Consider the following 7966-nt stretch of genomic DNA (forward strand, 5'->3'; position numbering starts at 1 on the left):
TTCCATAATAGCATTTGCGGGTTGAGCATAACAGTATTCATTTATATTTATAAAAAGCCAATCAACCTACAAATCAAAAGGAGGAGAGATCATGTCTCTAGATAAAAAAAGAAGTACCTTTGCATTAATCGCCTTAGCGGTCAGTGCCTTTGCTATCGGCACCACAGAATTTATCAGTGTGGGGCTGCTGCCTTTAATTGCTGATGATTTACACATACCTGTTACAACAGCCGGTTTAACCGTTTCCTTATATGCTCTAGGTGCAACTTTTGGAGCACCCATTCTTACAGCCCTTACTTCGAGGATGCCACGAAAAGCTTTGCTGCTTTGGATCATGATTATTTTTATTATCGGGAATAGTATTGCCGCGAGTGCCGGAAGTATCGGTGTTTTACTTACAGCCCGTGTAATTTCCGCCTTTTCCCATGGTGTTTTCATGTCAATCGCCTCTACGATTGCAGCTGATTTAGTACCTGAAAACCGGAGGGCCAGCGCGATTGCCTTTATGTTTACCGGTTTGACGGTAGCAACCGTTACTGGTGTCCCATTTGGAACCTTCATCGGGCAGCAGTTTGGCTGGAGAATGGCCTTTTTAGTCATTGTTACAGTCGGTATCATTGCACTGATTGCCAACCATTTTCTTGTTCCTTCTGATTTAAGAAAAGGAAATCGAACAACACTTCGTGACCAGATTAAATTAGTGACAAACGGCCGCTTGCTGCTTGTCTTTATGATTACTGTATTAGGCTATGGAGGAACCTTCGTTGTCTTTACTTATTTATCACTAATCCTGCAGAATATAACAGGTTTCAAGGAAGGAACAGTTGCCTTCATTCTGCTTCTTTACGGGATTGCCATCGCCATTGGCAACATGGTAGGAGGAAAGGTTTCAAACAAAAACCCCATTCAAGCCTTATTTTATATGTTTATCGTTCAAGCTGTTGTATTGGTGATATTGCTGTTTACGGCTCCATTTAAAATGGCAGGTTTACTGACCATTTTCTTAATGGGCCTTCTAGCTTTTATGAATGTACCAGGTTTGCAAGTATATGTGGTCATGCTGGCCGAACGATTTGTTCCGACTGCCGTTGATGTGGCATCAGCGATTAATATTGCTGCATTTAATGCTGGGATTGCCATCGGATCCTTTTTAGGCGGCATTGTTACTGATTCCATTGGGCTCATTCACACCACCTGGATTGGGGCACTGATGGTACTAGCAGCTGTCATTCTTACAGGATGGAGCTCAAGCCTTGAAAGGAAAGATCAAGGAGACGTTGAAACACTGACTGAACAGGTGTGTTAATTGTTTTTGACTAATTTTTTAAAAAATAATAATTAATAATCGGAGGTCTATTCAAAATGATTCAAAATTTAGAAGATACTACTACATTGCATAATGGTGTTAAAATGCCTTGGCTTGGTATCGGGGTATTTAAAGTAGAAGAAGGTCCAGAATTAGTGCATGCCGTCAAATTTGCCATCAAGCATGGATATCGCAGTATTGATACAGCTGCCATTTATGAAAATGAAGAAGGGGTTGGGCTGGCGATTCGTGAAGGGATGCAAGAATCCGGCATCTCCAGGGAAGAGTTATTTATCACATCAAAGGTGTGGAATTCCGATTTAGGCTACGAATCTACTTTGGCAGCCTATGAAACCAGCCTAAAGAAACTTGGGCTAGATTATTTAGATTTATACCTGATTCACTGGCCTGTGGAAGGGAAATATTTAGAGGCATGGCGTGCCTTAGAAACACTATATAAGGAAGGCCGTGTAAAAGCGATTGGTGTCAGCAACTTCCAGGTGCATCATCTTAAAGAATTATTGAAAACGGCAGAAATCAAACCAATGATCAATCAGGTAGAATACCACCCTCGTTTAACCCAGAAGGAAGTTCAAGCCTTTTGTTTAAAAAACAACATTCAGCTAGAAGCTTGGTCACCTTTGATGCAGGGCCAGTTATTGGACCATCCTGTTTTACAGGATATAGCCAATAAATATAATAAGTCGATTGCCCAGATTATTATACGATGGGATCGGCAAAACGGTGTGATTACCATTCCAAAATCGACGAAGGAACAACGGATTTTAGAGAACGCAACTATATTTGATTTTAAGCTGACGACGGAAGAGATGGCAGCAATAGATAACTTAAATCTAAATCTTCGAGTTGGGCCTGATCCTGATAACTTTGATTTTTAAATAGAAACAAAAGCCAGCAGCTGTTTTCCGTCAGCTGCTGGCTAAGCGCAGTATATAAAAATATAGAAGGAAAAGAAATAAACCGATGGAAAAAAACCCGCCAAACGGGAGTAAGAATAAGACTCAGTCTAGGTAAAGCATTAAAGCAATGGGGGAAAGTCCCCCACTCTGGTAAAGCGTTAAATCAGCGGGGGACTGTCCCCCGTCATGGTAAAGCGTTAATCCAGCAGGGGGCCCACCCCTTTAAACTTTGTTTGACCTTTTAGTCCCCTGTTGGATTAGGCTTTTATATATGAACCGTAATAATATTTAATCTTATTATACGGTTGCTGGTACTTTTTGAAGCATCGTGCCGTTTTTGGCAAAGTTGGTGTGCCATGAGAAGGCTTTTTCTAGAACATGAGGGGTTTGACCGCCTCTTGTTAGCGCTTCCTCAAAGTACTCACGTAATTGGTCACGATACATTGGATGTGCGCAGTTTTCGATGATGACTTCGACTCTTTCTCTTGGAGCTAATCCGCGTAAGTCTGCATATCCTTGTTCTGTTACAATGACATCCACATCGTGCTCCGTATGATCTACGTGAGAAACGAATGGTACGATACTGGAAATATTTCCGCCCTTTGCAATGGATTTTGTTACAAAGATAGCTAAGCGGGCATTTCTGGCAAAATCTCCTGATCCGCCAATTCCATTCATCATTTTGGAACCTAATACATGAGTCGAGTTGACATTTCCGTAAATATCTAATTCTAAAGCCGTATTAATAGAAATTAATCCGAGTCGGCGGATGATTTCAGGATGATTGGAAATCTCCTGTGGACGCATGATTAATTTATCACGGTATTTTTCAAAGTTGTTAAATACTTGCCCCATTTTCCCCTCAGAAAGTGTAATGGAACAGCAGGAAGCAAAGCTAACTTTACCGGCATCGATTAAATCAAATACCGCATCCTGTAACACCTCTGAGTATACTTCTAAGTTTTCAAACTCTGAATCTAGCATGCCATGAAGGACGGCATTTGCTACGGAACCAATACCCGATTGTAATGGTGCCAACTTTTTAGTTAAACGACCTGCTTCTACCTCACTTCGCAGGAAGCTGATTAAATACTGAGCCATCATTTGTGTTTCTTCATCAGGCTGAACGATCGTGGATGGAGAGTCCTGTTGATTCGTAAACACAATTCCCTTTACTTTTTCAATATCAACCGGAATGCCGATGGTACCGATTCGATCATCCGGCTTGACAAGAGGCAGTGGCTGACGATCGCCTTGTTTTCCAGGCTCATACAAATCATGAAGGCCTTCTAGTTGTCGGGATTGAGCCATATTAATTTCAATAATGATGGATTTAGCATGTAAAGCAAAGGTTAAGGAATTTCCTACAGATGTTGTTGGGATGACCATTCCATCTTCAGTGATGGCAATGGCTTCTAAGATTGCCACGTCAATATCTAATACATTCGCACGAATCAACTCAACTGTATGGGAAAGATGCTGATCTACAAATAAAAATTCTCCTTGGTTAATCCCTTTACGCATCGTAGCATCTGCTTGGAAAGGTAATCTCTTTCCAATAATGCCTGCTTCCGCAAATAGTTTATCAACATCAGAACCTAAAGAAGCTCCTGTATACACATTCACTTTAAAAGAATCATCATCCTTCACTCGATTGACAAGTGCGATTGGAACAGCCTTTGCGTCACCTGCACGAGTAAAGCCACTTAGGCCTAACGTCATTCCATTTACAATCCAAGATGCCGCTTCATCAGGTGTAACAACGCGGTCTTTTAGACGTTGGTCTCTAATACGCTCCAAATTCTCCATATTTAATCCCTCTCTTAATGACTAGATAGTTATTATTTTACTGATTCATGTCATTAACAGTAGATTTTTGGCACACAATACTAAATTTTCAGAATAAAACAGCGAAATTCGACGCTCAAACAGGAACTTTTTTAGAACCCCAACAGTTTTCGGAAGTAACTGGAATATGATTGGCTGACAGGCACCCGCTCTCCATTATCCATTGAAAGCACAAACGTGGAATGGGTATCAGGATAGATTGCCTCTATATGATTGACATTGACAATAAAAGAACGATGGCAGCGAATAAAGGAATCCTTTGGAAGCAGGTATTCAAATTCCTGTAACGTGTTTTTGTGCGTTCCCGTTATCTGTCCGGAATAGACAGTCGTCTTCTTATCCTTGGCCTCCATATACACAACCTTTGCAAAAGGAATCGGAATCCAGCCGTCATTTGTTTTCACGGTCACAACTGATTTGCCATCTGCTAAAGCAGGATAAATGGCTGTAACGCATCCTTCAAGCTGTCCATCATGAAAAATAGGCATAGCCATTCCATGATAAGGAACTCCAAATATATCCCGGTTGATAAACTCGGAGACTTTCTGCTCCATTTGCATCGCTTTATATGCCATCGTTCCTTCCTTTACAGGGTCACCTTCTTTGATTTTTAAATCAATTCGTTTACTCGGGCGGTAGTACATATATTCGTTCTTGTTCGATACGGCAATCGAAATTTCATCTGAAAAAACCTCACCAATCACATCTAATAATGAACCTAGGGTTATATCTTTCATCGCGGGATCACCTCGATTATTATTATACTATTATTGAAAAAAACAAGCATTTAGAAAATGAAACAGCAGATGTTTTGTTCAAATTAGATTCTTTATTGATGTATAGTTTTTGAGGACTAGAAGCTGCAGGATTGGGTAATGCTTATTTGGATTTTTCGGATATGAACTATCTGTATTATGATTATTTTTTCAGTTGCTGCGCTAGTTGACCACCAAAAGACATGTAAAAAAACTGAGCTTAACCTTTTTATACTAAAGGTTCAGAACTCAGTTTTCTTTTTATTCTTCATTCGAAAGCAAGAGAGCCGTCCCTCCGCTTCCACAAACAATTATTTTAATAAGCCGCATAGGCGGAGGCCGTTTTGGATGCCGTCCTCGTCGTGGGAACTGGTTATGTAGGAGGCAGACTGCTTTAGTATTTCAGTGGCATTTCCCATTGCGACTGGGTGTTTGACAAGATCAAACATTTCGAGGTCATTTAAGCCATCGCCGAAGGCATAAGTATTCTCCAGCGATAACTTTTTCAAGGACAGAAGCTGTTTGATTCCAGTCGCTTTTGATGTACCAGCAGGATATATATCACAGCCGTATGGTGAGTTCCGTACAAATTGGAAATATGGAAACTGTTCCTGATAGTGAATTTCTTCACCGATTTCACAGAAAATCAACATTAAATGAATCGGCTCATTTTCATAGAGACAGCTGTCAACCACCGGATACTCGCCGCCAACCCGCACGTAATTTTTTCGGATTAGTTCAGAGTCTTCGGCAGTAACCGTTATTTTCTCAGCATTATAGAAAGCCATGTCGTGGCCATTGCGGGAAGCCTCAGCATGCAGTGCGGTTACTTCTTCTACTAGTAACGGATTTTCGTAGATTACTTCTCCGTTATACATGACATATTGTCCGTTCATCGCAACGCAGGAAGTAATCCCGGTCGCTTCGAGAACGTATTCAATTTCATGGATAGCTCGTCCGGTTGCAATCACCGGCTCTGCTCCCCCTTCACGGATTTTTTTAATTGCTTCAACCGAGCTTGCCGCTACCTGTAATTGACTCGTTAACAGAGTCCCATCTAAATCAAAAAATATAACTGGTTTATCTGCCATTTTTCCCCTCCCAAATTACTCTTATTTTGATTGATTTTTAAGAGTTTACTAGATTTGTTTTATCAAGTCCGTATGCCTTTTGCCATTGATTCTTAAATTCAGTTACATCAGCTGGTGTAGCAGGAAAAGCAATAAATTTTTCGATTAGATCCGGTCCTACTGTAACCGTATGGGCACCAACTAGGCAGACAGCATGAACCTGCTGGACATTTTTAAAACTTGCTGCCAAAATTTCCGTCTCAAACTGATACGTTTTATACAATTTGGCAATTTCCGCTACCACATTCACTGCATTGCCCGTTAAATTATCAATTCGGTTTACATATGGTGCTACATATTTAGCTCCGGCCATCGCAGCCATCAGTGCTTGAAAGGCTGTATAGATTGTGGTTGCTAGTGTTGGAATATTTTCTTCTGTCAGCCTCTTGATTGCTTTTAAGCCTTCGTCAGTTACTGGAATTTTGACAATGACATTCCCTGGAAGCTCGTTATTAATAAATTTAGCTTCCTCGACTATTTCTTCGGCTGTGTCTCCAATGGCCTGGACAAATAATTCCTTTTCTTCCCCAATGATTTCACGGATTTCCCGCAATACTTCTAGATACGGACGGTTCTCTTTTACAAGAATGGATGGATTAGTTGTCACGCCGGCAATCGGAAAATATTCGTTGAGAAGGGCAATTTGTTTAACATCTGCTGAATCAATATAAAGTCTCAAGGTATTTCCTCCCTATAGAAAAGGGCTTAACCTATAATAGATTAAGCCCATTTTTTAATCACTTCTTGTAAGTGCGTGGAACGAAATGGTGATTAACCTACAATCTTTAGGTCTGTGCCTTCTTCGATTGCAGGAATCTCTTTATTTTCTAAGTAAAGAGTTCCTGGCAGCTCTGGAGTGGCTGATCCGTCAAAACGAAGAGTAATATGGCCTAAAGTAGTAAGATTACGTTGAACAAGATTTCCGACAGACGTAATTTCAAAAGATTCATTGTTTATCAAAAGCTTTTGTCCGGCTTGGATGTCACCAGCTGTATCCACAACGTTAATGTTATAGCAAAAATCCTTTAAATCTTGTGGAGCTTCTGTTCCAAATAGGATAAACATTTTTTCCTCTAAAAATGAATTTGCTAACGGCCCTACATTAATAATTTTATTTTCATATATTGTTTTCATATCAAACGGCATCATCGAAATGCGATGCCATCCAGCCTCCTTTTTGTTACATATTCTTATATTAGTCATGTCAATTCATACTGAAAAAATCATTGATTCTTACTCATATAGTCCAAAACTTGCTAGCCATGCGACGATTACCCTCGGAACCCCAATGAGGAATCGTGAATAGAGAACGGACGGAACACCGACCTCAACAGTTTCAGCCTCTGCTTCAGCAAGACCTAAACCAACTGGAATAAAGTCACAAGCATTTTGAGTGTTAATTGCGAATAATGCTGGTAGCGCTAAGCTTGGCGGAATGTTCCCTTTCCCAATTTCAACCCCAATCAAAGTACCGATAACCTGTGCAATAACACCGCCTGGTCCAAGCAATGGAGATAAGAATGGTAATGAACAAACGAATCCGATTAACAACAGTCCCCCAATATTGCCTGCGAGCGGTGCCATGACTTTCGCAAACACGTTACCGATTCCTGAGCCTTGGATAATTCCGATTATTAAAGATACAAAAGCCATAAATGGAATGATTGTATTAATCATTGTTTGGACAGCATCACGGGCTGCTTGATAGAACGTGTTAATTACTTTCCCTGCACCAAGACCAAATTTTGTTATAATGCTATTGTTTTTCTTAGCAGCAAGTGTCTGAGAAATTTTTTGATTCGTACTGTATTTAAATTCTCTTTCAGGCTGCTCTGGAAGCCCCTCTGCAGCAGCTGCTACAGGTGCCGGTGCTGCTACACCCTCAACAAGCTGAATTTGATTCACATCAACAGCAGATACATAAATATCTTCGGTAATGAATTTCGCTAATGGACCGGTCTTAGTAGGGTAAGTGCCCAGCGCCTTTCCACATCTCTATGGTAGGTT

General features: G+C 40.6%; 7 protein-coding genes and 1 pseudogene. 2 read left to right on the forward strand and 6 right to left on the reverse strand.

Annotated features, from left to right (window positions below; translation table 11 throughout):
• The first annotated feature begins 91 nt into the window (after positions 1-91).
• Both F4V44_RS24185 and F4V44_RS24190 read left to right on the forward strand, forming a co-directional pair.
• Positions 92-1306: an MFS transporter gene (locus F4V44_RS24185; RefSeq protein ID WP_150442574.1), complete on the forward strand. Its 1215-nt coding sequence runs from the start codon at positions 92-94 to the stop codon at positions 1304-1306.
• A gap of 56 nt (positions 1307-1362) precedes the next feature.
• Positions 1363-2205 carry an aldo/keto reductase gene (locus F4V44_RS24190; RefSeq protein WP_150442575.1) on the forward strand — a complete coding sequence of 281 codons (843 nt, stop codon included), beginning with the start codon at positions 1363-1365 and terminating at the stop codon, positions 2203-2205.
• A gap of 318 nt (positions 2206-2523) precedes the next feature.
• On the opposite strand, the gene F4V44_RS24195 is transcribed toward F4V44_RS24190, so the two are convergent.
• The 6 genes and pseudogenes from F4V44_RS24195 to F4V44_RS24220 all read right to left on the reverse strand — a co-directional run.
• Entirely contained in the window at positions 2524-4035 is a 1512-nt protein-coding gene (locus F4V44_RS24195; protein ID WP_150442576.1) for an acetyl-CoA hydrolase/transferase family protein, read from the reverse strand.
• A gap of 131 nt (positions 4036-4166) precedes the next feature.
• The gene (locus tag F4V44_RS24200) at positions 4167-4811 is read right to left on the reverse strand and encodes a LytTR family DNA-binding domain-containing protein (RefSeq protein WP_150442577.1); all 645 of its coding nucleotides are present in this window, start codon (positions 4809-4811) and stop codon (positions 4167-4169) included.
• A gap of 329 nt (positions 4812-5140) precedes the next feature.
• Complete coding sequence (locus F4V44_RS24205) at positions 5141-5920, reverse strand: Cof-type HAD-IIB family hydrolase (protein ID WP_150442578.1); 780 nt, start codon at positions 5918-5920, stop codon at positions 5141-5143.
• 37 nt (positions 5921-5957) lie between these two features.
• Entirely contained in the window at positions 5958-6638 is a 681-nt protein-coding gene (locus tag F4V44_RS24210) for a transaldolase family protein (RefSeq protein WP_150442579.1), read from the reverse strand.
• A gap of 92 nt (positions 6639-6730) precedes the next feature.
• Positions 6731-7093, reverse strand: a complete 363-nt coding sequence (locus tag F4V44_RS24215) for a PTS glucitol/sorbitol transporter subunit IIA (protein ID WP_150442580.1) — start codon at positions 7091-7093, stop codon at positions 6731-6733.
• A gap of 99 nt (positions 7094-7192) precedes the next feature.
• Positions 7193-7921: pseudogene (locus F4V44_RS24220) on the reverse strand (PTS glucitol/sorbitol transporter subunit IIB); the annotation flags it as partial.
• Between the last annotated feature and the right edge of the window lie 45 nt (positions 7922-7966).

Source organism: Niallia endozanthoxylica (assembly GCF_008710145.1).
Taxonomy (GTDB): Bacteria; Bacillota; Bacilli; order Bacillales; family Cytobacillaceae; genus Bacillus_BD; species Bacillus_BD endozanthoxylica.